Origin of the sequence: Yoonia sp. (assembly GCF_046292185.1) — a bacterium.
In the GTDB taxonomy this organism is placed as follows: Bacteria; Pseudomonadota; Alphaproteobacteria; order Rhodobacterales; family Rhodobacteraceae; genus Yoonia.
Window position 1 is genome coordinate 1 of sequence record NZ_JBKBQY010000051.1, and the last position, 24,739, is coordinate 24,739.

The window sequence follows — 24,739 nt, forward strand, 5'->3', positions numbered from 1 at the left end:
CAGACCAGATCGGCGGGGTAGGTAGTCCCGTCTTCGAGCAGGACAGCTTCGACGCGGTCAGTGCCGAGGATGGCCTTAGTCGCCCCCTTGCAATGGATGCGCAGCCCACGGTTTTCCAAGTCCTTTTGCAGCAGATATCCCGCGGCGGGGTCCAGTTGCCGTTCCATCAGATGGCCCATCAGGTGGATCACGGTTACTTCGGCGCCGCGCGCGGCCATGCCTGCAGCGGCCTCCAACCCCAGCAGCCCGCCGCCGATGACCACGGCCTTGGCTCCCGGCGCGCTGGCGGCGATCATGGCGTTAGTGTCTTCCAGATCGCGGTAGGCGACGACACCGGACAGATCCTTGCCCGGCACCGGCACGATGAAAGGGGCGGACCCTGTGGCGATCACCAGCGCATCGTAAGGCACGCCGCCGCTGGCCGAATAGACGACGCGCTTTTCTCGGTCGATCCGAACCACCGGTTCCCCAAAGCGGCAATCGACGCCCTGGGCGGCATACCAATCCGCATCATGGGTCACGATCTGTTCATAGGTCTTTTCGCCCGACAGAACAGGGGACAGCATCAGCCGGTTATAATTGCCACGCGGTTCGGCATTAAACAGGGTGACGTCGAAATCTGCGCCCGCCTCAAACAGCAGTTCCAGCATCCGGCCAGAGGCCATGCCGGCCCCAATTATGACTAATTTTTGTTTCATATCAATCACTCCGCCGCTTCGACAAAGCGGTGACGTTCGTACAGGAACCGCAGCAAGGCTTCGCGGTTACGGACGTATTCAGGGTGGCTGGCCAGTGCGATGCGGTCCCGCGGGCGGTCCAGATTAATCTCCAACACCTCGCCGATCGTGGCGGCAGGGCCGTTGGTCATCATGACGATCCGGTCGGCAAGCAGAACAGCCTCGTCCACGTCATGGGTAATCATGATCATGGTGTTCTTCAGCCGCGCGTGGATATCCATCACTGCATCCTGCAGATGCGCCCGCGTCAGCGCATCGAGCGCGCCAAAGGGCTCGTCAAGCAGCAGGATCTTCGGCTCCATCGCCAGTGCGCGCGCGATCCCCACACGTTGCTTCATCCCGCCGGATATTTCACCGGGCCGTTTATCGGCGGCATGGGCCATTTGCACCAGATCAAGGTTTTCCATGATCCAGTCGTGGCGTTCGGCGCGGGTCTTGGTCGCGCCGAATACCTTTTGCACGCCCATCTTGACGTTGTCATAGACCGTCAGCCAAGGCAGCAGGCTGTGGTTCTGGAACACGATGGCGCGGTCGGGGCCGGGGGCGTTGACCTCGCGCCCTTCCAGGATAATGGCGCCTTTGGTGACCTCGGTCAGGCCGCCGATCAGGTTCAGCAGGGTGGACTTGCCGCAACCCGAATGGCCGATGACCGAGATGAATTCGCCCTTTTCGATGTTCAGCCGGATATCATCAAGCACCAGTGCTTCACGACCTCCGGCAAGCGGAAAGGATTTCACCACGCGGTCGATTTTGAGATAGCTCATGATTGCAACCTTTCAGGAAATTGTGCCGCGGCTGACCACGCGACCGATGAAGGCCACCAGACGGTCCAGCACGAAACCCGTCACGCCGATGTAAAGCAGGGCGACGAAAATATCGGTCAGCTTGGAGGAATTCCACGCGTCCCAGATGAAAAACCCAATGCCAACGCCGCCTGTCAGCATTTCAGCTGCGACAATGGCCAGCCAAGCCAGACCGACGCCGATCCGCAGCCCGGAAAAGATATAGGGCGCGGCAGACGGGACCATGATCTTGGTGAAGAATTCGAGCTGGTTCAGGCGCAGCACGGCGGCGATATTGCGGTAATCCTGCGGGATCGCGCGCACCCCGGCGGTGGTGTTGATGATGATCGGCCAGATCGCGGTGATGAAGATCACGAAAATCGCGCTGGGGCGGCTGTCCATGAAAGCGGCCAGCGAGATCGGCAGCCATGCCAGCGGCGGCACGGTTCGCAGGATCTGGAACAACGGGTCCACCCCACGCATCAGCCATTGCGATTGTCCGATCACGGCCCCGATGGCGACGCCGACAAATGCCGCCAGACCAAAGCCGACAGCAACGCGTTCCAGCGATGTCAGAACACGCCAGCCAAGGCCGATATCCTGCGTGCCTGCGACGTAGAAAGGCTCAAGGATCAAATCGCCGCTTTGCTGCCAGATTTCCAGTGGCGAAGGCAGCGACGCGCCGCCGCCCGACAACAACTGCCATAATGCGAGCAGGCTGGCCACGACGATGACAGGCGGCACGATATTGGCAAGGACGATACTTTTGACACGACTAAAAAACTGGTTATCCGGTTTTTTAGTCTTGATCGGGGTGATTTCCGCAATGACCGGTTTCGATGCGGCCTGTGGCTCGGTCTTCGATTTCAATGCTGTCACATTCATTGCGCCGCCCCCTTAAACCATTGTCTTGATGGATAGGCCGTCGAGATATCCGTCCGGGTCCGCCGGATCGAAGCTCACACCGTCAAAGAACGTCTCAACCCCGCGGCTGTCGCCCATGGCCGAGGTATCGATGCCAAGTTCATTGGCGGCTTCGATCCACAGGTCGGACCGGTTGGTTTCATTCACCAGCGCGGCCGTGTCCAGATCGCCCGGCAGATAGCCCCAGCGCTTGTTCTCGGTCACGAACCAGGTATCGAGCGATTTCCACGGGAATGACGTGGACCCGTTTTCGCCCCAGAACCGCATCGCTAGATCAGGCCGGTTTTCTTCGCGGCCATTCCCGTAATTGATCTCGCCCTTGATGCGGGCGGCGATATCGGCCACGGGCACGTTATACCATTGCCGCTTTGACAGAATCTCGGACATCTCGTCCTTATTGGCGGCCTCTTCGCACCACATCTGCGCTTCCATGATGGCCATCAGGATCGCCTTTGTCGCGTGGGGATTGCTGTCCACCCAATCGGCACGCATGCCCAGCACCTTTTCGGGGTGGTTCATCCATAGTTCGCCGGTGGTGCAGGCGGTGAAGCCGATGCGTTGGTTGACCAGTTGTTCATTCCACGGCTCGCCCACGCAAAAGGCTTCCATATTGCCGACCTTCATGTTGGCCACCATCTGTGCCGGCGGGACCACGATCAGGTCCACCTCGGTCGTTGGATCAATACCGCCAGCGGCCAGCCAATAGCGGATCCACAGATCATGCGTGCCGCCGGGGAAGGTCATCGCGACGGGAATCTCCTCGCCCGCCGCGCGTTTGGCGGCAAAGATGTCTTTCAGCGGGGAGGAATCCAACCCGACGCCAGAATCGGCATAGGCCTGCGTGACCGAGATACCCTGACATTGTTCATTCAACCCCATCAGCGTGTATATCGGGAGCGGGTTGTTGTTCTGCATCACGCTGCCGGTCGTATAAAGATGCGTCTTGGGCCGCAGAATATGTCCACCGTCGATGCCGCCGCCTTGGGACCCGAGGTTCATGTTATCGCGGGTGGCGCCCCAGCTTGCCTGCTTTTCGATCAGCATGTCGGGCATACCGTGTTTCGCGTAGAATCCTTTTTCCTGCGCGATGATCAGGGGTGCGCTGTCGGTCAACGCGATAAAGCCAAGCGTGGCACCGGTGACTTCGGGTGTGCCGGTGGCGGCCCAGGCACCGCCGGGCAATAGTGTGCGCGCAGCCACGGCTGTCGCGGCCATGCCGGTGAAGGATTGAAGCACCTTGCGACGTGTCGGGTGGATCAGGGTCATGAAGATCGTCCTTTGACATGGGCCACGCCAAAAGACGCAGGCCAGATGGGAACAAAAACGACAAAAAGCCACCGCAATCATGTCCTGACGACATATTGGGTGGCGACATTGCCTATTCGGTGGGGGGCCGCATCATTGCGGAAAATTTCACCGCGTTCTGCATCGTTGCAGCGCGCTATAGGTCAATAAAAGGCCGAAACCTCCGATGGGTCAATCGCTTCTGCGGCTTTTTGCAGGCGCAGCATTTCATTTGCGCATGTTGCGCAGCGTTTGCCTATCATTTCAGCGCCCCGCGAACGATGGATCGAAGATATCACCATCAAAAAAGGCATCCGGGCCCAAAATCATCTGGCCTTTTTCGGAAGCCACGGCCGTCGGATGGGCCATCGCCCCTTCGATCCGCGCGGAAGCACCCGGCAGATCGGCACCGGCACTGCGCAGATGCTGGCGGTATAGATCGGTCCGGAAGCAGGCGGTCGCGGCGGTTATCGCTGTAGCGGGATCAAGGCCATGCAACAGCGCGATCCGGCGCGCAAACAGGGCGGCCAGGCTGCGCCAAGGGAAATTAGCAGCGCCTTCGTGAAACCGGATGAAGTCGGGGTAATGCCGTATCTCGCCAGCCGCAGAGATATGCAGTCGACCAAGAAGCCCGCGTTCCGACAGTTCCGGTGGCAGGTTCAGATATTCAGGCCGCGACATGATTTCCGCCGCCGTGCTGCGGTTATCAGGCTGATCAAGCCAGCGACCAGCGCGCCAGATCGCGCGCATCAGGCGACCTGTCTCTTCTGGGTGGCTCTCGGTGAACTCGTGCGTCAGGACCAGCCCTTTTTCCGGTGGTGCCGCCCAGATTGACCTGCCCGCCAGCAAAAGTGTGCCAACCCCGCGTTCGACAGCATAGGACGCCCACGGCTCACCCACGCAGAACGCATCTACTTCGCCCAGGGCGAGGGCATCGGCCATCTGCGGTGGCGGAACGGTATGGATCGTGACCTTGTCGGCCAATGGCGTATTGGTCAGCCAGCGGCGAACCAGTTCTGCCTGTGTTGAAAACGGAAACGGCACGCCGACGCGCAGCCCATTTGCCACGACTGCCCCCAGCGCGTCGCGCGCGGCGACAGGATCGTCAAAACCAAAACTGTGCCCCTGCGCGCGCATCCCAGCTGCCAGATCGGCGCTGATCGCAATTGCCTGCCCACCAACGGCCAGCACCATCGCCAGATCGAACCGGGGTGTCGCGGGCCCCAGCCCCAGCGCCTGTGCAACGGGCATGGGCACCAACATATGGGCGGCATCGATATGCCCCATCCCCAGCATGTCGCGACTTTGTGCCCAGCTTTGCAGGCGGATCAGATCAAACGTCAGCCCTTCTTCGGCGGCGAACCCCAGTTCTTTGGCGACAATCAGCGGAGCGGCGTCGATCAGGGGCACATAACCCAGGCGCAAGGTGGACAGGGTCATGTCAGCAGCCCCGCCGCCATCACCAATTGCTGCGCGATATCCGCGACACGGCGGTTCTGGTCCATCGCTGTCTTGCGCAGGAGCGCATAGGCTTCTTCTTCGTCCATGCCGCGCGCCTTCATCAGAATGGCCTTGGCCCGATCGATGATCTTGCGATCCTCCAGCGCTGCTTTTGTCGTAGCCAGTTCTGCGCGTACCTTTTGAAACATGTGAAAACGTGCAATCGCGGCATCAAGGATCGGTTTGATCCGTTCGGGTTGCAGTCCGTCCACGACATAGGCCGAGACGCCCGCCTCGATCGCGGCACGTGTTAGCTGCACATCCGAGCGGTCGACGAACATCGCCACCGGACGTTCCATCGGGCTGGAAGCCAGCGCCAGTTCTTCCAACACATCACGCGAAGGGTTGGCGACGTCGATAAGAACGATATCCGGTTTATGCTCGGCAATGCGGCGGGCAAGCCCGGCGGCTTCGGCGATGACGACGACATCATGCGCGCCCGAGGCCACCAGTCCATCAACGATCTTCAGCGCGCGTTCGCGGTCCTGTTCCACAACGATGATTGAAAGCCGGGTCATGGGGTATCCTGATTGCTGAGAAAAGGCCGCCAGCTAGCACACCGATTGAAAACAGGTGACGCGCTTTCTTTTGCGAGAAAGCAAGTAAATGCCTTGGGAAAAGCAAAAATCGTTGCAACGCTTAAAAAGGCGGCGCTTCTTGGATGAGGGATGCGCCTGTGGCCCCGACTGGGATACTTTCAGCAACATACAAGCGTTCAGGCAGTCTGGGTCACGCAGATGTTGAGCGCGATCTTTGCATTTGGCGGCAAAACCCTGTAGTGTCCGTTAACTAAACAAGAATACCCGCCAAGGGACGGAGACGTATTATGACAGGCAAGCTCAGGGCATGGACCGAATTGGTCCGCCCCATATTTTTGCGACCCCGGCGGCTGCAGGTTGCGGCACTTTGCTATCGGATGAACGATGGCGGCAAAGAGGTGTTGTTGATCACTTCGCGCGGCACAGGGCGCTGGATCATCCCCAAAGGTTGGCCCATCGACGGCAAGGATGCGCCCGGCGCCGCGCTGCAAGAGGCTTGGGAAGAGGCTGGCGTGCGGGCAGGCCGCATCACGGGTGAGCCCGTCGGCATCTTCTGCTACGAAAAAGAGCTTTCCACCGGTTTGCCGGTGCAGGTGGAAACCTTGGTCTTTGCAGTAGAGGTCAGCAAGCTGGAAAAGAATTACCCTGAGGTCGACGAACGTGACCGCAAATGGGTAAGCCCTGCAGCCGCCGCCAATATGGTGCAAGAGCCGCAGTTGCAGCAGATCCTGCGCGATATGTAACAAAGATATGTAACAAAATTGTGTCAGTTTTGTAACGTATCCGGTTGCCCCTGCGGTCAACCTTCCCTATGCCGCGACCGAGTTAACCAACGGGGTCACGAGCTGTGAGCGAACCGCAGAACAACGCGAACCATCTGGAAACCCTTGACCGGGATTTGCAACGGTTTTCCCATCTGGAAACCGCCACCCAATATGTCGCGAGGCCCATGGTCGCGCCGGGGATCGCGCTGGCCTTTATCGTCATCACGGGTCTGGCGGCGGCAGTCTTCTTTGGGGAATTCCCCATCAATTTCGTCGTCATCGCGGCGGCGGTGTTCGGGGCGTACATGGCGCTGAATATCGGTGCAAACGACGTAGCAAACAACATGGGCCCAGCGGTCGGTGCCAACGCGCTCACGCTGGGCGGTGCAATTGCGATCGCGGCCGTGTTTGAGACGCTTGGCGCGCTGCTGGCAGGCGGCGACGTCGTTTCGACCATTTCAAGTGGAATCATCGACCCAGTGACGGTGGCCGATACGCGGGTATTCATTTGGGCGATGATGGCTGCGTTGATTTCTGCGGCTTTGTGGATCAACCTCGCAACGTGGATCGGTGCGCCTGTGTCGACCACCCATTCCGTTGTCGGCGGGGTCATGGGGGCCGGCATTGCCGCAGCCGGATTTGCCGCCGTCAACTGGACCACGATGAGCGCGATAGCCGCGTCATGGGTGATATCGCCTTTGATGGGTGGCGTGATCGCGGCGCTGTTTCTGGCATTGATCAAATCGCGGATCATCTATCAGGATGACAAGATCGTCGCCGCCCGCCGGTGGGTGCCGATCCTTGTCGGGATCATGGTCGGGGCCTTCGCCACATATCTTGCATTGAAGGGACTGAGCAGGGTCTTTACCATCGGCCTGCAGACTGCCGTGACAATCGGTCTGGTGCTGGGTGTCATCGCATGGATCGTGACGATCCCACTGATCAAACGTCAATCGCGGGGGCTGGAAAACCGCAACAAATCCCTCAAGGTGTTGTTCGGGATACCGCTGGTCATCTCCGCCGCCTTGCTGAGCTTTGCACATGGGGCCAATGATGTCGCCAATGCGGTCGGGCCGCTTGCCGCGATCGTGCATGCATCCGAATCCGGGACTGTGACGGCGCAGGTCGCAATTCCGCTCTGGGTCATGATCGTGGGCGCTTTCGGGATTTCCTTCGGCCTTTTCCTGTTTGGTCCGAAACTGATCAGGATGGTCGGATCGCAGATCACCAAACTGAACCCGATGCGCGCCTACTGCGTGGCTTTGTCGGCGGCATTCACGGTGATCCTAGCCAGCTGGCTTGGCCTGCCGGTTTCCTCGACCCATATCGCCGTGGGTGGCGTGTTCGGTGTCGGGTTTTTCCGGGAATGGGACGCCGAACGCCGCTTGCGCAACAGCAATATCACGCGTGAACCCGAATTACGGGTCGCGCCCGAGGAACGCAGGCGCCGCAAGCTGGTGCGCCGGTCCCATTTCATGACGATCATCGCCGCATGGGTGATCACTGTGCCCGCCGCTGCGTTGATCTCGGGGTTGGTGTTTCTGATGCTGAACAGCCTGCCTGTTTCGTAGGCCGCCTACAGCATCTCCACTTTCAGCGCTGTATGCCCTACACGATGGTCACGCCCCGATGACACCTTTCTTGAGAATGATATTGCCATAGAGCCGGGTCTCACCGGTCTGGACGATGGCAAAAGCTTCTTTTGCGCGCGCGTAAAAGGCAAAACGGTCGATCCTGGATATCGTCACAGGATGGTCAGCGCGTTGGTTGATAATCGTCTGGAACGCGGCGACGACGGGCGGGATCGTATCGGGTTCGTCTACGACCTGCATCACGATAGCGGGATCAGGGACGAATGTATCCAGCGGCAATAACGTGAGGATTGCCTCAAGTACCTCGGTGGCGCTGACCCCGTCGAGCCGGTGACAACGCCGGGCAAGGCTGGTCGCCGGAAAGTTTGCGTCAGCGATGACGATATCATCGCCGTGGCCCATTGCGCGCAGGCTGCAAAGAAGGTCAGGCGATAGAATGGGCGGGACGTTATGCAGCATGGTCGGTCTCCATCGGGACGGGGGCGTCTTGCCTGATCAACCCTTCGGATTTCAGATCAGACCAGAGCGCGGGTGGAACTATAGTTTCGAAAATGCGGACGTTGTGGCGGAGCTCTTCGGGGGGTGGCAGCGCCCGGAATCACCGTTTTCACTGCAGGATGCACCAACGGAAATTGCAGCGCTGCGGTGATGAGATCTGTTTCATGCGCGGCGCAGACGGCGGAAATACGTTTTACTTTGGGCAATATGTCAGGCGGAGCGGGGATATAGTTATAGCGCGTGCCCGGAATCGCACCGGTGGCAAGGATACCCGAATTATATGGTCCGCCCAGAATGATCCCGACATCCTTGGCGATGCAAAGCGGCAGAAAGCTGTCCAGCGGGTCCTGTTCCAGCAGCGTATAGCGACCTGCGAGGAGGAAGCCGTCAAAGTCGGCCTCTTGCAATAAGCGTTCGCAAATTTGCCAAGTATTCACACCTGCGCCGATGCCGGTAATGCGGCCCTCTGCACGCAGGTCGGTCAAGGCGCGATAACCGCCTTGATCGAACAATTCGCGCAGCTTTTGTTCAACGCCGAGTATCCCATGCATGTCTGCATCAATATCATGCAGCAAAAGGATATCGATCCGGTCAGTACCCAGCCGCCCAACGCTATCGTCAAAGCTGCGCATGATCCCATCATAGGTATAGTTAAAAACAATCCGCTTTTGCGGCACGGCGACGAAGGCTTCCGGTGTCACCTCGTCAGGTGCACAGTCCAGCAGCAAATGGCTAGCTTTGCTGGAAAGTACCAGCGCATTACGATTAAAGCCCTGCAATGCGTTACCTAGCCGTGCCTCTGACCGACCAAGCCCATATTGCGGAGCCGTATCGAAATAACGGATGCCTGCGTCCCATGCCGCCTGCAATGTCGCCTGAGCATCGGTATCCGACATCTCGCGGTAGAGGTTGCCCTGCGATGCCGCGCCATAGTCCAGCTGGGTCAAGGCGATGGGGCGGGCAGTTCTGCTGTTCAGATCGCGGAACTGGGTCAGTTGCATTGTCGGTCCCTTGTCACGTCGGGCGGAAATAGGTCGGATGCTGGCGTTCCAGCGGCGCGAGCCGGGTGATCAACTGGCCCAGATGGGCCGACATGGCTTGCCGGGCCGCCTGCGGGTCTCGTGCGCGGATCGCATCCAGAATTGCCTGATGCTCCTGCACGGTTTCTTCTGGACGGCCTTCCTTGGGCAAAAGCAGCATGCGCGCACGACGCAATTGTAGCGACATCTGGCCGGCAGCGGCGACGACTTTGGGATAGCCGGTGAATTCCATGATCAAGCCGTGGAAATCGACATCTGCTTCGAAAAAACCTTCGTAATCGCGGTCCTCTGTCAGCAGGGTCTGCAGGCGCAAATTGCGGGACAACCGGGTCAATTGATCCTCAGTCGGATCTTCGGCAACTTTGGCGACTGCCGCGACCTCGACCGCTTCGCGCAGAAAGCTTTCTTCACGTAGCTCGTTCAGCGACAATTGCGCCACACGCGTGGCGGATTGCGGAATGATATCGACCAGCCCTTCGGACGATAATTTGCCCAAAGCCTCGGCCACCGGCGATCGAGAAACACCCAATTGTTCGCACAACGCCGCTTTGCGCAAGACCATCCCCGGCGGGAACGTCAGATCAAGGATGCCGTTGCGCAACACAGTATAGACGCGGGTGCCCAATGGCCCATCAAGCCCATCGATATCGACGCTCAGGTTTTCAACACGCATCGGCGGCTCCTCTAACTGGCATGTTAGTTGACAGTTAACTTTAGTCAAGCTAGCGTTCACATCAAGCGCAGGGTCATCGGTTGACCAGAGGAGGGCGATCCATGACCAAGGCTTCCCGAGTGATTCAGTTGCATCCGCAAGATAATGTGGCCATCGCCCTGGCTGATATCGCGGTGGGCGAGATTGATCAGCCTTCTGGGCTCAGGGCGCTGCAATCAGTCAAGCAAGGGCACAAGATCGCGGTCCAGCGGATCGCTGCGGGCAGCAATGTGTTGCGCTATGGGCAGATCATCGGGCAAGCGAAGGCGGATATCGCGGCGGGTGATCATGTGCATGTCCAGAACCTCGGCATGGGCGATCACACCCAGGATTATGGCTATGCCAGCCAGGCAATTCCGCTTGCTCCCGCCGCTGAGCTGCGCACATTCAACGGCTATCATCGTGCGGATGGCCGGGTCGGGACGCGGAATTATCTGGGTATCCTGACCTCGGTGAACTGTTCCGGCTCGGTCGCTAAGTTCATTGCTGAAGCGGCAGAGAAATCCGGCTTGCTGGATGATTTCCCCAATATCGACGGCATTGTGCCGATCACCCATGGCACCGGCTGTGGGATGGCCAGCGATAACGAAGGTTATGCTACGCTGATGCGGACGCTGTCGGGCTACGCGCAGCATCCGAATTTTGGTGGCATCCTGCTGATCGGGCTGGGATGCGAGGTGATGCAGGTTTCCGCCCTTGTCGGCGGTCGCCCGATCCGTGCCGATGGTGCGCTACGCTATATGACGATCCAGCAGGAGGGTGGGACCCGCAAAACGATAGAAAAGGGTCTGGCGGAGTTGCGCGGGATTGCGGAGCTTGCCAATGCTGCCACCCGTCAGCCTGCGCCGGTGTCGCAGCTGATGCTAGGGATGCAATGTGGCGGATCGGATGGCTATTCCGGGATCACGGCGAACCCGGCCCTGGGCAAGGCATCGGATCTGTTGGTGCAGCAGGGCGGCACGACGATCCTGTCGGAAACGTCCGAAATCTACGGTGCAGAGCATCTGCTGACCCGCCGTGCAGTGTCAGAGGAGGTGGGTCGCAAGCTGATCGATCGCATCCACTGGTGGGAAGATTACACCGCCCGCAACGAAGGCGAGATGGACAATAACCCAAGCCCCGGCAACAAGCGCGGTGGCCTCACGACGATCCTTGAGAAATCACTGGGCGCGGTTGCAAAAAGCGGTGCAGCGCCGTTGGCGGAGGTTTATCTTTTCGGTGAACAGATCGCCACCAAGGGCTTCGTTTTCATGGACAGTCCTGGCTTTGATCCCTGTTCTGTTACAGGCCAGATCGCATCCGGGGCAAATCTGATCGCCTTTACCACCGGACGCGGATCAGTTTCGGGCTATATGCCGACGCCTTGCATCAAACTGGCGACCAACAGTGACATGTATGCCCGCATGTCGGAAGACATGGACATCAACTGTGGTGATATCATCACCGATGGTATCAGCCTTGACGAAAAAGGCCGCGATATTTTCGAGATGTTTATTCGCATCGCGTCCGGCGAGCAGACCAAAAGCGAAGATCTGGGTTTCGGCGGGGTCGAATTCGTGCCCTGGCAGATTGGCGCGGTGATGTAGATGGGGGCGAACATGCGATTGCAGGACAAGACAATCCTGATCACAGCGGCCGGGCAGGGCATCGGCGAAGCCAGCGCGCGCGCCTGTGCGTTGGAAGGCGCGCGGGTGATCGCGACGGATGTGAATGCCGATCTGCTGGTGGCGTTGCACGGCGTGCAAGGTATCGAAACCCGACCGCTGGATGTGACCGATGCGGACGCGATCATTGCGCTCGCGACCGACTTGCCGGATCTCGATGGATTGTTCAACTGTGCGGGCATCGTCCATAATGGCAGTGTTCTCGATCTGACAGATCTTGACTGGGCCTTCGCGCTCGATCTGAACGTTACCTCCATGGTGCGGATGTGCCGGGCCTTCGTGCCGGGGTTGTTGCGGCAGGCGGATCATACCGGCTCTGCCGCCATCCTGAATATGTCCTCGATGGCGTCATCCGTGAAGGGCTTCCCTAACCGCACCGCCTATGGCGCGACCAAGGCGGCGGTGATTGGGCTGACCAAGGCAATCGCTGCCGATTTCGTAACGCGGAACCTGCGCTGCAACGCGCTCTGCCCCGGTACTGTGGACACGCCGTCCCTGCGTGGACGGATCGCATCGGCCCCGGACCCGGTGCAGGCGGAAAAGGATTTTATCGCGCGTCAGCCAATGGGTCGCCTGGCCACGGTTGATGATCTGACGCCGACGATTGTGCATCTGTTATCGGATGGCAGCCGGTTTGTGACCGGCCAAGCTATTTTGGTGGATGGAGGCGTGACGATCTGACGGCAAAGCGCGAGGAGGCAAGGCTTGGGAGGGCCGCAGTACATGGCAGATCTGGTCGAGATGCGGGGAATCGAAAAACGCTTTCCGGGTGTTCACGCGCTCAAAGGCGTGCAGTTCGACCTGCGCGCGGGCGAAGTCCATGCCCTGATGGGCGAAAACGGTGCTGGCAAATCGACCCTGATGAAGATCATGGCGGGCATCTATGCCAGCGATGGCGGCGAGATGTTTGTGAATGGCGTGCCCGTCACCCCCGACAGCCCCCGTGCGGCGCAGGATCTGGGGATCGGGATCATTCATCAGGAACTGAGTCTGATGAATGATCTGACCGCCGCGCAGAATGTGCTGATCGGACGCGAACCGCGCCGCAGTTTCGGTCGGTTAGATGAAGCGGCGCTGAACAAGCAGACTGCGGATATTTTTGCCTCGCTCAACCTTGCGCTAGACCCGCGTACGCAGGTCGGCACCCAGACCATCGCGCGCCAGCAATTGATCGAGATTGCCAAGGCCCTGTCCTATAACCCCCGCGTCCTGGTAATGGATGAACCGACAGCAGCGCTGAATGATGCCGAAATCTCGGAATTGTTCGCCGTCATCAGAAAGCTGAAAGCCGACGGCGTTGGCATCGTTTATATCAGCCACCGGATGGATGAGATCAAACGCATCGCCGACCGTGTTACCGTGCTGCGTGACGGAGCCTATATTGACACAGTCGATGCGGCAATGACGCCGCTGGACAAGATCATCCAACTGATGGTGGGGCGCGATCTGGCGCATGTTATCCCTGACTTTCCTGATACGAGCCAGAACCCTGTCGCGCTGGAGGTCCGCAATCTGTCCCGCGGAAGGGATGTGCGCGACGTGAGCTTTGATGTCCGCAAAGGCGAAATCCTCGGCTTTGCGGGGCTGATGGGCGCGGGAAGGACCGAGGTGGCGCGTATCATCTTTGGCGCCGACAAACGCGATGCGGGTGAGATCAGGGTCGCCGGTCAGCTGGTGGATATCCGCAGCCCCTGCGACGCTGTCGCTGCCGGGATCGGCTATCTGTCGGAAGATCGCAAACATCTGGGCCTTGCCGTTGACATGTCCGTTCGCGCCAATATCGCGATGTCCAGTTTGGCGAAATTCACTGGCGCGGCGGGTATCCTGAACGAGGCGGCGATGCAGAAGACCGCGTTGTCCTACATCGAAAAGCTGCGGATCCGCACGCCATCCGATTTGCAGGACGTGAGGTTGTTGTCGGGTGGCAACCAGCAAAAGGTAGTCATCGCGAAATGGCTGTTACGCGATTGCGATGTGCTGATTTTTGACGAACCGACACGCGGAATTGATATCGGCGCCAAATCGGAAATCTACGCCTTGCTCGAAGAGCTCGCCGCGCAGGGCCGCGCGATCATTGTGATTTCGTCGGAATTGCCCGAAGTCATGCGCTTGTCGCACCGGATCGCGGTGATGTGCGAAGGTCGCCTGACCGGCATCTTGCCCGGGGGCGCGGGAACATCGCAACAGCATATCATGACATTGGCCACGATGCGCGACAGCGCGCTGGTCAGCGCGGAGGAAACATTATGATCATATCCACTCAGGACGCGCCGAAATCAATCGCTTCGCGGATGATCGCCACGGGCACGCATCAGCGTCTGCTGGCGTTTGCCAGTCTGATTATCCTGCTGATCGGGTTTTCCGTCGCTTCGCCCAATTTCATGCAGACCTCGAACATGATCGCCATTCTCCAGGCGACCTCGGTCAACGGCGTGCTGGCGATTGCGGTGACATTGGTGATCATCACCGGCGGGATAGATCTTTCGGTCGGGACGATGATGACCTTTTGCGCGGTGATCACCGGGGTGGTGCTGACCTATGCGGGCTTGCCGTTATGGTTGGGTGTTATTGCCGCAATTGCCACGGGTGCGGGGTGCGGGTTCTGCTCCGGCACCTTTGTCGCGAAGATGAAAATCCCGCCGTTCATTGCGACACTGGGCATGATGCTGATCCTCAAAGGGTTGAGCCTCGTGATATCTGGCACCCGTCCGATCTATTTCAACGATACACCGGGGTTCAGTGAAATCTCGCGCGGGTCGCTAATCGGGCAGATATTCCCCGCCGTGCCGATCCCCAATGGCGTGCTGATCCTGTTCGTGGTCGCAGGCGTCACCGCCTATATCTTGAACCGCACCGTGCTGGGGCGGTATTGTTTTGCGCTCGGCTCGAACGAGGAATCGGTGCGGCTGTCCGGGGTGAACACCGACCGTTGGAAAATCGCGATCTATGCCTTGTCCGGCGCGATTGTCGGTATTGCCGGCCTGTTGATCGCATCGCGGCTGAACTCGGCACAACCGGCGCTGGGCCTGGGTTACGAGTTAGAGGCTATCGCCGCTGTCGTCATCGGCGGCACGTCGCTGTCTGGCGGGCGTGGGTCGATCCTTGGGTCGCTGATTGGTGCGCTTATCATGGCCGTGCTGACCAATGGGCTGCGGGTCCTGTCCGTCGCGCAGGAATGGCAGACAGTTGTTACCGGCGCGATCATCATTCTGGCGGTCTATGCCGATATGCTGCGGCGCAGACGTTCGGCCTGACACCAGTTTACCACGAACCCCGGCTACGAGGAGGCCGGGACAACCGACAACCAAGGGAGGAAACCACATGTTGTCACGTCGCGTATTATTCGGCGCATTTGCCGCCGGTCTGACCATGAGCACGGCACCCGCTGCCTTTGCCCAAGATGAAATCTATATCCCGCTGATCTCGAAAGGGTTTCAGCATCAGTTTTGGCAGGCGGTGAAGTCAGGGGCAGATCAGGCTGCAGCCGAAGAAGGGGTGCGGATCACCTTTGAGGGGCCCGATAACGAAACCATGGTGGACCGTCAGATTGACATGCTATCTGCCGCCCTGGCGAATAACCCGTCGGCCATTGGATTTGCCGCGCTCGACAGTCAGGCTGCCATCCCGCTGCTGCAACAGGCGTCAGATGCGGGGATTGCTGTTGTCGCTTTTGACAGCGGCGTGGACAGTGATATTCCGGTGACCACAGCCACGACCGATAACGTAGCTGCCGCTGCCTTGGCCGCGGACAAGATGGCCGAACTGATCGGCGGGGCGGGCAATGTCGCGGTGGTCGCGCATGACCAGACAAGCCGCACCGGGATTGACCGGCGGGATGGCTTCCTGAACCAGATGGCCGAAGCCTACCCTGATATCAACATCGTCAGCGTGCAATATGGCGCAGGTGATCAGCTGCAATCAACGGAAGTGGCCAAGGCGATCATGACTGCGAACCCTGATCTGGACGGGATGTTTGGCACCAACGAAGGCTCAGCCATCGGGATCGTGAATGCGGTTCGTGAAATGGGGGCTGAAGGGGTGACGATCATCGGCTACGATTCCGGCAAGGCGCAAACGGACGCCATTCGCGAAGGGCTGATGGCCGGGGCGATCACGCAAAACCCGGTCGGGATCGGCTATGAAACCGTCAAGGCTGCGATTGCGGCGATGAACGGTGAAGAATTGCCGGATGTTATCGACACGGGCTTTTACTATTATGATCAGTCAAATATCGATGACCCCGAGATTCAGGCGGTTCTTTACGATTGATCAGATGCGTCATCGAGGCCCCGGACCAGGTCCGGGGCTGCGACCTCACCAACTTGAAAAGAAAAGAACGAGATGAAATTACTGCGACACGGCCCGCGCGGTCAGGAAAAACCCGGATGTCTGGACGGCGAAGGTCGCGTGCGCGATCTGTCAGCGCATGTAGCCGATATTGCCGGTGCGGCATTGTTGCCGGATGCGATTGCGGGGCTCAAGGCGCTTGATGTCAATAGTTTACCGGTTGTTACCGGCACGCCACAGGATGACCTGCGCCTTGGACCCTGCGTCGGACAGGTCGGCAAATTTATCTGTATCGGGCTGAATTATGCCGATCATGCGGCGGAAAGCGGACTTGAAGTCCCGCCGGAGCCGGTGATCTTCAACAAATGGACCTCAGCCATTTCCGGCCCTGACGATGATATCCTGATCCCGCGCGGGTCCACCAAAACCGATTGGGAGGTCGAGCTGGGCGTCGTGATCGGGCAGGGCGGCGCCTATATCGACGAGGCTGATGCGATGAACCACGTCGCCGGTTTCTGTGTCATCAATGACGTGTCAGAGCGTGAATATCAGATCGAACGTGCTGGCACATGGGACAAGGGCAAAGGCTGCGATACATTCGGGCCGACTGGCCCTTGGCTGGTGACGCCGGATGAAATCGCCAATCACAACGCACTGGGTCTCTGGCTCGAGGTCGACGGAAAGCGATATCAGGACGGCAGCACCGCCACGATGGTGTATAAGGTCCCGCATCTGATCGCCTATTGTTCGCAGTTCATGAGCTTGCAGCCGGGTGACATCATTTCGACTGGGACGCCGCCCGGTGTCGGCATGGGGCAAAGGCCGCCGCATTACCTGAAAGGCGGCGAGGTTCTGCGGCTTGGAATTGACGGATTGGGCGTGCAGACGCAGACGGTCAAAACCTCAGCCTGACGTCTGTCGCTTCTGAAAACCACGCGGGCTGGTTAAGCGTCACGCATCAGGGGCGGCGCGTCGGGCACCTTATCCTCGCTCTGGTCGTCAAATTCGCTCAGGGCGGGGCGCTTGCCAATGGTGATGTGGTCGATATCCTCGGCGGCAAACCCCCTGATCAAGGCGGGGATCATCATGAAGACCAGCACGAATATCGGCAGGCCCACCACCGTGATCACCTGTTGCAGGGCGACCAGACCCGCCTCTCCGGCGAGAAGGATCAGGGTGGCGGCAATCAGCCCCTCGGACACACCCCAGAACACACGCTGTCGAACCGGGCCCGGCTTTTCTGTGCCCGAACACAGCATATCCACTACCAATGATGCCGAGTCAGACGAGGTGGCGAAGAAAATCGCCACGATCAAAACGGCGATCCCTTGCATCAAGGGTGCCCAAGGCAATTCGGCGAAAAACGCGAACATGGCGAGTGGGACGGATTCTGCCACTGCCGCGCTGATCGCTCCGGCGCCAGGCCCCATGGCTGTGCGCGCATTGTCCCCCAGACCGTCCAGCGCCATGGCCTGCCAGCCGAAGATGGCAAACCAGATCAAGGTGAACAGCGAGGGTGCCAAAAGCACGCCGAAGACGAATTCACGTACTGTCCGGCCTCGCGAAATCCGCGCAACGAACAGGCCGATGAACGGGGACCATGTCACCGTCCAAGCCCAGTAGAAAACGGTCCAGTCACCTTGCCAGCCCCAGCTTCCTGTGCCCATGTCGTCGCCGTGCAGCATATCGTTCCAGAACGCCAAGCGGGGCAGGTTTGAGAGATAAAGGCCAAAGGTTTCGACAATGCCGCGCAGCAAGAACAGGGTGGATCCTGTGATCAGCACAAAGATCAGCAGACCAACGGCCATCCCGATATTGATGTTCGAAAGTAGTTTCACGCCTTTATCAAGGCCAGCGACGATGGACAGCACTGCGACCAAAGTCAGCGCGCCAAGAATGGCCAGGCGCAGCATCGTGTCATCATTCCAGCCAAAAAGCGCGGATAGGCCGGCCGCGACTTGTGACGATCCCAGCCCGAGTGAAACCGCCACCCCGAACAATGTCCCAAGAATCGCGGCGATGTCGATCGCCTTGCCGATCGGGCCGTAGATTCTGTCGCGCAGCAAAGGATAGAACACCGAGCTGACCCGCACCGGCAGATCGTAACGATTGATGAAATAGGCAAAGGCAAGCCCAGGCAGCGCAAAGATCGTCCAAGTGTGCAGCGCCAGATGGTAAAGCGAGATTGATATCGCATCCTGCGCGGCTTCGAAGGTGAAAGGTTCAACACCGGGTAGGGGCGGGTTTTGATAATGGCTGATGGGTTCGGCGACGCCCCAGAACATCAGAACCGTCCCGATACCACCGGCGAACAGCATCGCAAACCATGACAGATTGGTATATTCGGGTCGCGAATTCTTTGGCCCCAGCCGGATATGCCCGTGTCGCGACATCGCCGCGTAGATCAGGAAACCCAGCCACACGTTGACCCCCAGTATGAAGAACCAGCCAAGATTGGTGACGATCCACGCGCGCCCGTCGGCAAAGGCAGCCCCGATTGGCACCGGTGCAATGACGAGCAGGAGGACAAAGACCAGACTTAATCCCGCAGAGACAAAGAAAATCGTCGGATCCACCCGCAGGCCCAGTCGCTTCGCCAAATCATTCATTACACTACGTCTTTCCTTCCAGCGGCTTGGGCCGACAACGCGGAGGAAGAAATATGGTTCCCAGTTTCTTCAGAAAATTGTAGCGCGCGAAGATCACTGCTACCGATGGTTGCAATCACCGTTCACGAAATGCCTTGATGAAATAATCGCTCAGTGGTTTCACAAGATATTCAATCGGCGTACGCTCACCGGTACGGACAAAAGCTTCGACCGGCATGCCGGGGATCAATGTCAAGTCTGTCGGTAAACGTTGAATCTGATCTTCGTTCAACTGAATCTCGGCGCGGTAGTAAGACGTGCCCGCGGATTCGTTCTGAAAGCTGTCGGCTGAGAGCAGGGTGACCTTGCCCGTCAACTCCGGCGTGCGCCGTTGATCAAAGGCAGAAAAGCGCAGCGTCACATCCTGGCCTACGAATATCTGCCCGATGTCGGTGGCACGTACCTGAGTGGCGATCACAAGCGGGCGGTCCTGCGGTATCAGAAACAACAGCGGGTCAGCAGGCAGAACAACCGATCTGGGGGCAAAAACCCGCATACCATAGACAGTACCGGAAACCGGGGCGCGGATATCGAGCCGGTCAAGTTGGCGGAGTAACATCTGGCGCCGCTCTGTCAGTTCAAGCTGGTCGAATTGAAGATCACGAAGCTGGGCGATCGCATCTTCGCGCCGCGATGACCCGAGGCCGAGTATCTGGATGTCAATCTCGGTCATGCGCTCGGCGGCTTGTGCGGCCAGTGCCGTCAGTTCGCCAAGCCGGCCCAGCATGCTGGCATCTTCGCGCTGCAGCGCAAGGACGCGGCTGGTTTGTGCCAGCCCACGGTCAAGCAGGCTCTGCTGGTCTGCGAGTTCGCGGGCGATCAGGCCTCGCTGTACGGAAAGCGCAGTCTGTTGCGCGGTGATGCCGGTCAGTTGGCTTGCGATCTGCGCCCGCTGCTGGGTCAATTGTTCAGTGGACTGGCGACTGGTTTCCATCCTTGCAGCAAACAGGCTTTCCTGACCTTCCAGCAATTCCGCTGAATCCAATCGGGCCATTTCCATCAGGAGCGGGTCAAAGTGCAGATCCACTGCATCGTCGCGCTCTGCCTGCAACCGGCCGCGGCGGGCCATGATCTCGAACAGTTGGCCTTCGGCTATTGCCAGGTCCGAGCGCAAATCGGTTGCATCCAGCCGGATCAGCAGGTCGCCCTCGTTCACGGTGTCGCCCTCGGATACGTGTATTTCAGCGACCACACCGCCGTCAGGGTGCTGCACGATCTGTCGGTTACGCTCTACTTCGATCTGCCCGCTGGTGATAAGTGCGCCGTCAATCTGTGCAATGACCGACCATGTGCCAAAGCCACCGACCAAGACGGCAAGGGCGAGCGTTCCGGTCATCATATAGCGCCGGACAGGCCAGCCATTCGCGGGAATTTGTGTCATGCGATCCCCCCGGATTTCGCGGTGCCGCGCCTGATCAGATTGTGGTTCTGGACCATCTCGGCCAGTATCTCGTCCTTGGGGCCGAAGGCGCGGCGCATGCCGTTTTCAAGAACCATGATCAGGTCACATTCCTGAATGGCCGCCGGACGGTGCGCCATAATCAGAACGATCCCGCCAGCCGCCTTGAATGCGCGGATTGCGGTGTTCAGCGCGACTGACCCGTCATTGTCGAGGTTGGAGTTCGGCTCGTCCAGAACCAATATAACCGGGTCCCCATACAGCGCGCGGGCAAGTCCGATCCTTTGGATCTGGCCGCCTGACAGACGACCGCTGGTCGCTGAAACGCGGGTGTCATAGCCGTCGGGCAGCTTGAGTATCATGTCGTGTGCCGCCGCCTTTTGCGCTGCCTGCACCACCATGGCATCATCAGGCAACATAGCCATGCGGGCAATGTTCTCCTTGATCGTGCCATCAAACAACTGCACCCGCTGCGGCAGATATCCAATGTATTGACCCAGAACGTCCGGATCATACTGATCCAAAGCGGCACCATCCAAACGGATACTCCCACCTGCTGGCCGCCAGACGCCGGTCAGCGCACGTGCCAATGTCGATTTGCCGGCCCCCGATGTTCCGATGACGCCGACGGCCTGGCCGGGCTTGATGTCGAAACTGATCATGCGCAATGCGGCAAGGCTTTCACCAGGCGGGATCACGGTCACCTGATCGGCTGTCAGTCGCGCCTTTGGCCGGGGCAATTTGGTGTGTGGCGTCTCTGGTGGGATATGGCCCAGCAGGACTGCAAGGTTATCCCAGCCCTCGCGTCCACGCTGAAACACGGACCATTGCCCGACGATCAATTCAATCGGGGCGAGTGCGCGGCCAAGCAGGATCGACCCTGCGATCATCGCGCCCGGCGACAATTGTCCCAGCAACACCAGATAAGCGCCGAGGCCCAGCATCGCCGATTGCAGGAACAATCGGAATGCCTTGGTCGCTGCGGTATAGGTGCCTGCGACGTCAGAGGCACCGATGCTGGCATCAAGTGATGTCCCGCGGGCTGTCTGCCAGCGATTGAATGCTGCATTCCGCATCCCCAGCGCATAGACCATCTCGCTTTCCTGCCGGATCTGGCTGCCCATCTGATTTGAAACAAAGCTGGCCGCATGCGCCGTTTCTAGCGGTGCACGCGTTGTGATCTGGTTCGCGATTGCCACGATAACCAGAACCAACGCGCCGCCCAGGGCAAGAAGCCCCATCAGCGGGTGGAAAATATATATTCCTAGAAAGAACAAGGGCGCCCAAGGAAGATCGAAGACCGCCATCAGCGCAGGCGCGGTAATCAGTCGTTGAACGCTTTCCAGATCGCGCAGGCCGGTCGCGGCGACGTCGGGCACGCGTTGTCCCGTCATTGCCTGTAAGGTGGCCGCAAATACGCGCCGGTCCAGCCGCGCCTGAAAACGCGCGCCGACGCGTGCCATCACGCGGCCTCGGATGAAATCCAGCACACCCATCATCGTATATAGAAATGCGACCAGAACTGTCAGCGCGATCAACGTCTCTACCGAGCGCGAATTCAGCACCCGGTCATAAACGTTGAGCATGTAGAGCGGGCCAGTCAGCATCAGCAGGTTCACAAAAAAGCTGAACAGGCCGACGATCCAGTAAAGGTATCTGCTTTCCCGGTGCGCCGCGCGCAATTCAGTCGTGCCTGTCTTTTCTGGACCATTGGGCATCAGATCAATGCCTTTTGATGCGCAGCAAGATGATTATCGGCGCTTATATCGGCACGACACTGCTGGTAGGACTTTGGATGGCAGGGGTTCAGCATCTCTTTAACTCGTGTTGACGCGCCCGCCGATGGGCAAAGCGTGAAGTTGATTACCAGAATGTCGAGAGGTCGACCGCCTCCAGCGTTTCGCGAAATGCGAATTCGTCGAAGATACCGTAAAGTGCAAGGCTGGTATCAGCGTCTATGTTGAGCACCACGCCTTTGTCAGTCACGGCCGTTCTTGCCTGGCTCCAGTCACGCAGGTCGGTGCCATCAACAAGCCTGCCGTCGATAAGGATACGGTCGCTGATGGGATTGAAATCGTGGATAGCGTCATGCCCGGCGTTGAAAAGGAAAACGTCGAAACCCGACCCGCCCCACAGGTTGTCATCGCCGTCACCTCCGGCAAGCAGATCATTCCCGGAAGACCCGTAGATGGTGTCATTCCCGGCCCCCCCAAATATGAAATCACCGCCGTTGCCGCCCAGTTCGCCGATTCGCTTGTCATCACCTTGACCAAAAATAATCGGGACCCGGCCCCCGCCACCACCAGCAGTGCCACCCTGATCGCCGATCACGATGATATCGGTGGCTGTGGAACCCGGCACGGCTTTCGAAGCATCCTTCACCGAAAGAAACTGCGAACTGTCGGTGAATGGCAGGGAGCGCCCGATAAACCCTTCGATAGAGATTGCCAGTTTGAACATGGCGCTATCAGCCTTGCTGAGGTTTATCATCACAATCTCATGGTTCTGGTCGAAGACGGCATCAATATGCCCATTCACGACCTTAACATCAGTGTAACTTAACCGCGCCGCGCCGTTAAGTGCGTGATCAAGGATGTCGAGATTCACCATCGAAACGTTGCCAAGGTCAGAGAATAGACCAAGGTTAATGCTTACCACCATTTCGGAGCTCGGAAGAGCGTTGGCAGAAATGAAGATTGTATATGAATCGTTGCTTTCATAGGTATATTTCACCCAGCGACCTTGTTCATCCGCCGACATACCGAGAAAGTCAGATTCAATGATATGGTCCGACATTAGGCGGAGGACAGATGCCTGCGGAGAGCGAATGTCAGAAACCACATCAGATATGATTGTAGGTGACATGGTGTCTTCGAACCTATAGGCACCGACCACGCCCCAGATCGCCGCCCGATCGACACCAGATTTCATGAACTGCGAAAACATCGCGAGCACATTGCCAGCGCCTTGCAATTGATAGGGTAGGTGGTCATTGGTTGCACTCGAAACTGACCAAGCGGATATGTAATAATCGAAATCCTCAATATCCATCTCTGCAAACTTGGTAACCCAGAAGTCAATTATCTTTTGTCTCTCGTTCAGCAGTGAAGTTTCATTGATTACCCTTGATTCATCAAATGCGAGGATATGGTGCCGAATAGCATCAACATGCTTCAGGCTGTCACCGATAATAAATGCTTTCAGATTATCAATGGCTGTCATGCGTCCACTATGTGTCGCAATCCCTTCGATGATTTTAAGTGCATCATAAAGACCATCAACCATTCCTTCTGGAATGCTGTGGAACTTTTCAAAATACCCACTGCTTGTCAGCGCGTTGAAATCAGCGCTGCCGCGGCCAACTTGAATTGCTATCTCGTAGTCTATTTCGCTATCAGCCATCCTTGACGCAATTTCGTCAATTATGGTTTTTGTGATAATAGCATATTCAATAGGATTGAGATAGGTTTCATTGCCTATCTCGAACGTCAAAATTTCAGGATAAACCCCATTATTATATGCACCGGATTTCAAATTATCAAGAAAGAATGATATATCAGAAATGGCAGTGTTTATCGCAAGCTCCCGAACTGCCTGATTGGTGAAGTCAACGCCGTTGAAATAACGCGCGATCGGGATCACAAGGCCAAGCGACACGCCGCGTTCGTGCGCAAGCGACAGCATCTGGCTGAACGTGGCGACGTTGTCTCCTGCACGGTGAAGATCATCAAACTCCAGCGCCACAGGGCTGATGAGTTCCGGATGTGTCAGATCAAACGCGATATGTGATCTGTCACCTGCCAAGGCATGGAGATTGACCTGACCTTCTGCAAGGCGAAGGCGCCCGTCCACCACAAGCCCGTATTCAGCCAGAGAGCCACCCGGGAACCGAAGATCAGTAAGGCCAAAGGTCGCTGTTTGTTCGACATAGTTTTCGAAGCCAAAGAAATTTGTATTGATTGAACCGAACATACGTGACGAAACATTGCCAACAGGGTCGCTGTTGCTTGTGGTCACGACAGGGTTAAGCAAGGCTCTGGTCATGGCGTTCCCCCTTTGCCGGCCTCCATAATGAAAGACCCGTCAAACAATACCGGCCGTTGGTCGACTGTTGCGTTGCCATAGGCTTTACCGGCCAAAGCTTCCGCGTTGCTGCCGAAAAAATCACCGTCAAAGGTAGCTCTAATATGGATGGTTTGTTCTTGAATATTCTCCAAACTTCCCTCGCCGCTGAATTCAAAGCGAGGGCTTGGCGAGTAATCCTTGTCCCTGTTTAATTTGCCACCGGCCAACGCAATTTGACCTGTTATCGGCGCGCCGCGCTGATCAACAAAGCTATGCGCCGTTCCGGTAATTGAAGGATGGGCAT

The 24,739-nt window shown here is 58.2% G+C and carries 22 protein-coding genes; 8 read left to right on the forward strand and 14 right to left on the reverse strand.

Translation table 11 applies throughout. The annotated features are described in order from the left end of the window. The 6 genes from ACK4TM_RS10565 to ACK4TM_RS10590 form a co-directional block, all read right to left on the reverse strand. Positions 1–698, reverse strand: a 698-nt coding sequence (locus ACK4TM_RS10565) for an NAD(P)/FAD-dependent oxidoreductase (RefSeq protein ID WP_409700890.1), incomplete at its 3' end; no start/stop codon positions are given. Between the two features lie 5 nt (positions 699–703). Further along, the gene (locus tag ACK4TM_RS10570) at positions 704–1,501 is read right to left on the reverse strand and encodes an ABC transporter ATP-binding protein (protein WP_409700893.1); all 798 of its coding nucleotides are present in this window, start codon (positions 1,499–1,501) and stop codon (positions 704–706) included. 12 nt (positions 1,502–1,513) lie between these two features. After that, positions 1,514–2,404: a nitrate ABC transporter permease gene (ntrB, locus tag ACK4TM_RS10575; protein WP_409700896.1), complete on the reverse strand. Its 891-nt coding sequence runs from the start codon at positions 2,402–2,404 to the stop codon at positions 1,514–1,516. Between the two features lie 12 nt (positions 2,405–2,416). Further along, complete coding sequence (locus ACK4TM_RS10580) at positions 2,417–3,709, reverse strand: CmpA/NrtA family ABC transporter substrate-binding protein (protein ID WP_409700898.1); 1,293 nt, start codon at positions 3,707–3,709, stop codon at positions 2,417–2,419. 282 nt (positions 3,710–3,991) lie between these two features. Next, positions 3,992–5,167: an ABC transporter substrate-binding protein gene (locus ACK4TM_RS10585; RefSeq protein WP_409700901.1), complete on the reverse strand. Its 1,176-nt coding sequence runs from the start codon at positions 5,165–5,167 to the stop codon at positions 3,992–3,994. After that, the gene (locus ACK4TM_RS10590; protein ID WP_409700904.1) at positions 5,164–5,745 is read right to left on the reverse strand and encodes an ANTAR domain-containing response regulator; all 582 of its coding nucleotides are present in this window, start codon (positions 5,743–5,745) and stop codon (positions 5,164–5,166) included. Before ACK4TM_RS10590 ends, ACK4TM_RS10585 begins: the two co-directional genes overlap by 4 nt. A gap of 308 nt (positions 5,746–6,053) precedes the next feature. Here ACK4TM_RS10590 and ACK4TM_RS10595 point away from each other — a divergent pair, with 308 nt between their 5' ends. Further along, the gene (locus ACK4TM_RS10595) at positions 6,054–6,509 is read left to right on the forward strand and encodes an NUDIX hydrolase (RefSeq protein ID WP_409700907.1); all 456 of its coding nucleotides are present in this window, start codon (positions 6,054–6,056) and stop codon (positions 6,507–6,509) included. Positions 6,510–6,715: 206 nt separating this feature from the next. Continuing rightward, the gene (locus ACK4TM_RS10600; RefSeq protein ID WP_409700951.1) at positions 6,716–8,101 is read left to right on the forward strand and encodes an inorganic phosphate transporter; all 1,386 of its coding nucleotides are present in this window, start codon (positions 6,716–6,718) and stop codon (positions 8,099–8,101) included. Between the two features lie 48 nt (positions 8,102–8,149). On the opposite strand, the gene ACK4TM_RS10605 is transcribed toward ACK4TM_RS10600, so the two are convergent. Genes ACK4TM_RS10605 through ACK4TM_RS10615 form a run of 3 tightly spaced genes read right to left on the reverse strand, consistent with a single transcriptional unit; the run spans position 8,150 to position 10,333 of the window. After that, the gene (locus tag ACK4TM_RS10605; RefSeq protein WP_409700910.1) at positions 8,150–8,581 is read right to left on the reverse strand and encodes an RbsD/FucU family protein; all 432 of its coding nucleotides are present in this window, start codon (positions 8,579–8,581) and stop codon (positions 8,150–8,152) included. Between the two features lie 56 nt (positions 8,582–8,637). After that, the gene (locus tag ACK4TM_RS10610) at positions 8,638–9,621 is read right to left on the reverse strand and encodes an aldo/keto reductase (RefSeq protein ID WP_409700913.1); all 984 of its coding nucleotides are present in this window, start codon (positions 9,619–9,621) and stop codon (positions 8,638–8,640) included. Between the two features lie 13 nt (positions 9,622–9,634). Then, complete coding sequence (locus ACK4TM_RS10615; protein WP_409700916.1) at positions 9,635–10,333, reverse strand: GntR family transcriptional regulator; 699 nt, start codon at positions 10,331–10,333, stop codon at positions 9,635–9,637. A 101-nt stretch (positions 10,334–10,434) separates the two neighbouring features. On the opposite strand from ACK4TM_RS10615, the gene ACK4TM_RS10620 reads away from it, so the two are divergent. The 6 genes from ACK4TM_RS10620 to ACK4TM_RS10645 all read left to right on the forward strand — a co-directional run bounded on the left by ACK4TM_RS10620 (position 10,435) and on the right by ACK4TM_RS10645 (position 17,235). Next, positions 10,435–11,958 carry a UxaA family hydrolase gene (locus ACK4TM_RS10620; protein ID WP_409700918.1) on the forward strand — a complete coding sequence of 508 codons (1,524 nt, stop codon included), beginning with the start codon at positions 10,435–10,437 and terminating at the stop codon, positions 11,956–11,958. Positions 11,959–11,970: 12 nt separating this feature from the next. Beyond that, positions 11,971–12,717 carry an SDR family oxidoreductase gene (locus ACK4TM_RS10625; protein WP_409700921.1) on the forward strand — a complete coding sequence of 249 codons (747 nt, stop codon included), beginning with the start codon at positions 11,971–11,973 and terminating at the stop codon, positions 12,715–12,717. Between the two features lie 42 nt (positions 12,718–12,759). Then, a complete protein-coding gene (locus tag ACK4TM_RS10630) occupies positions 12,760–14,286 on the forward strand; it encodes a sugar ABC transporter ATP-binding protein (RefSeq protein WP_409700924.1) in 1,527 nt (508 codons plus the stop codon). Then, positions 14,283–15,290, forward strand: coding sequence for an ABC transporter permease (locus ACK4TM_RS10635; RefSeq protein WP_409700927.1), 1,008 nt, complete (start codon positions 14,283–14,285; stop codon positions 15,288–15,290). Before ACK4TM_RS10630 ends, ACK4TM_RS10635 begins: the two co-directional genes overlap by 4 nt. A 67-nt stretch (positions 15,291–15,357) precedes the next feature. Then, positions 15,358–16,305 (forward strand): ABC transporter substrate-binding protein, encoded by a 948-nt coding sequence (locus tag ACK4TM_RS10640; protein WP_409700930.1) that lies wholly within the window; start codon positions 15,358–15,360, stop codon positions 16,303–16,305. 72 nt (positions 16,306–16,377) lie between these two features. Further along, positions 16,378–17,235 carry a fumarylacetoacetate hydrolase family protein gene (locus ACK4TM_RS10645; RefSeq protein ID WP_409700933.1) on the forward strand — a complete coding sequence of 286 codons (858 nt, stop codon included), beginning with the start codon at positions 16,378–16,380 and terminating at the stop codon, positions 17,233–17,235. Between the two features lie 32 nt (positions 17,236–17,267). On the opposite strand, the gene ACK4TM_RS10650 is transcribed toward ACK4TM_RS10645, so the two are convergent. The 5 genes from ACK4TM_RS10650 to ACK4TM_RS10670 form a co-directional block, all read right to left on the reverse strand. Next, a complete protein-coding gene (locus ACK4TM_RS10650) occupies positions 17,268–18,932 on the reverse strand; it encodes a BCCT family transporter (RefSeq protein ID WP_409700936.1) in 1,665 nt (554 codons plus the stop codon). A gap of 115 nt (positions 18,933–19,047) precedes the next feature. Next, a complete protein-coding gene (locus tag ACK4TM_RS10655) occupies positions 19,048–20,352 on the reverse strand; it encodes an HlyD family type I secretion periplasmic adaptor subunit (RefSeq protein ID WP_409700939.1) in 1,305 nt (434 codons plus the stop codon). Next, positions 20,349–22,088: a type I secretion system permease/ATPase gene (locus tag ACK4TM_RS10660; protein WP_409700942.1), complete on the reverse strand. Its 1,740-nt coding sequence runs from the start codon at positions 22,086–22,088 to the stop codon at positions 20,349–20,351. Before ACK4TM_RS10660 ends, ACK4TM_RS10655 begins: the two co-directional genes overlap by 4 nt. A 145-nt stretch (positions 22,089–22,233) precedes the next feature. Beyond that, positions 22,234–24,414, reverse strand: coding sequence for a hypothetical protein (locus tag ACK4TM_RS10665; protein WP_409700945.1), 2,181 nt, complete (start codon positions 24,412–24,414; stop codon positions 22,234–22,236). Further along, positions 24,411–24,739 (reverse strand): hypothetical protein (locus tag ACK4TM_RS10670; RefSeq protein ID WP_409700948.1); only part of this gene is annotated, 329 nt, incomplete at its 5' end. The genes ACK4TM_RS10665 and ACK4TM_RS10670, both read right to left, overlap by 4 nt.

Coding starts and splice junctions, on each gene's coding strand:
- ACK4TM_RS10605 (WP_409700910.1), bottom strand. CDS start 8,581: ATGCTGCATAACGTCCCGCCCATTCTATCGCCTGACCTTCTTTGCAGC.
- ACK4TM_RS10635 (WP_409700927.1), top strand. CDS start 14,283: ATGATCATATCCACTCAGGACGCGCCGAAATCAATCGCTTCGCGGATG.
- ACK4TM_RS10645 (WP_409700933.1), top strand. CDS start 16,378: ATGAAATTACTGCGACACGGCCCGCGCGGTCAGGAAAAACCCGGATGT.
- ACK4TM_RS10655 (WP_409700939.1), bottom strand. CDS start 20,352: ATGACACAAATTCCCGCGAATGGCTGGCCTGTCCGGCGCTATATGATG.
- ACK4TM_RS10600 (WP_409700951.1), top strand. CDS start 6,716: ATGGTCGCGCCGGGGATCGCGCTGGCCTTTATCGTCATCACGGGTCTG.
- ntrB (WP_409700896.1), bottom strand. CDS start 2,404: ATGAATGTGACAGCATTGAAATCGAAGACCGAGCCACAGGCCGCATCG.
- ACK4TM_RS10570 (WP_409700893.1), bottom strand. CDS start 1,501: ATGAGCTATCTCAAAATCGACCGCGTGGTGAAATCCTTTCCGCTTGCC.
- ACK4TM_RS10630 (WP_409700924.1), top strand. CDS start 12,760: ATGGCAGATCTGGTCGAGATGCGGGGAATCGAAAAACGCTTTCCGGGT.
- ACK4TM_RS10615 (WP_409700916.1), bottom strand. CDS start 10,333: ATGCGTGTTGAAAACCTGAGCGTCGATATCGATGGGCTTGATGGGCCA.
- ACK4TM_RS10585 (WP_409700901.1), bottom strand. CDS start 5,167: ATGACCCTGTCCACCTTGCGCCTGGGTTATGTGCCCCTGATCGACGCC.
- ACK4TM_RS10595 (WP_409700907.1), top strand. CDS start 6,054: ATGACAGGCAAGCTCAGGGCATGGACCGAATTGGTCCGCCCCATATTT.
- ACK4TM_RS10610 (WP_409700913.1), bottom strand. CDS start 9,621: ATGCAACTGACCCAGTTCCGCGATCTGAACAGCAGAACTGCCCGCCCC.
- ACK4TM_RS10640 (WP_409700930.1), top strand. CDS start 15,358: ATGTTGTCACGTCGCGTATTATTCGGCGCATTTGCCGCCGGTCTGACC.
- ACK4TM_RS10665 (WP_409700945.1), bottom strand. CDS start 24,414: ATGACCAGAGCCTTGCTTAACCCTGTCGTGACCACAAGCAACAGCGAC.
- ACK4TM_RS10580 (WP_409700898.1), bottom strand. CDS start 3,709: ATGACCCTGATCCACCCGACACGTCGCAAGGTGCTTCAATCCTTCACC.
- ACK4TM_RS10650 (WP_409700936.1), bottom strand. CDS start 18,932: ATGAATGATTTGGCGAAGCGACTGGGCCTGCGGGTGGATCCGACGATT.
- ACK4TM_RS10660 (WP_409700942.1), bottom strand. CDS start 22,088: ATGCCCAATGGTCCAGAAAAGACAGGCACGACTGAATTGCGCGCGGCG.
- ACK4TM_RS10625 (WP_409700921.1), top strand. CDS start 11,971: ATGCGATTGCAGGACAAGACAATCCTGATCACAGCGGCCGGGCAGGGC.
- ACK4TM_RS10620 (WP_409700918.1), top strand. CDS start 10,435: ATGACCAAGGCTTCCCGAGTGATTCAGTTGCATCCGCAAGATAATGTG.
- ACK4TM_RS10590 (WP_409700904.1), bottom strand. CDS start 5,745: ATGACCCGGCTTTCAATCATCGTTGTGGAACAGGACCGCGAACGCGCG.